This is a genomic window from Streptococcus sp. HMSC065H07, from assembly GCF_001837325.1.
GTDB lineage: Bacteria > Bacillota > Bacilli > Lactobacillales > Streptococcaceae > Streptococcus > Streptococcus salivarius_H.
This window is the reverse complement of the sequence record NZ_KV832022.1, coordinates 1-238: the sequence shown is the minus strand read 5'-3', so window position 1 is coordinate 238 and position 238 is coordinate 1. Positions and strand designations below refer to the sequence as shown.

At 36.1% G+C, this 238-nt stretch carries 1 protein-coding gene; it reads right to left on the bottom strand.

Annotated features, from left to right (window positions below):
- A partial coding sequence (locus HMPREF2637_RS11030) for a glycosyltransferase family 2 protein (protein ID WP_141760009.1) occupies positions 1 to 137 on the bottom strand: 137 nt, incomplete at its 3' end.
- Between the last annotated feature and the right edge of the window lie 101 nt (positions 138 to 238).

Here is a 238-nt window from a genome sequence, read left to right as displayed (position 1 = left end):
TCAGCTCCACTACCGTCATCGACTAGAATAATGTCAAACATTTGATTTTCCTTATCCCGAATATTTTTCAAAAGTTCCAACAAACGGTCATCAGGTTCATAGGCAGGAATGACAATAACAACATCTTGAAACATCATCGACGTTCTCCTTTTTGACTTTTATTTTCGTACATTTTCTTATCAGCTATTACAAATAACGGTGCAAAATCAGCTCCACTACCGTCATCGACTAGAATAAT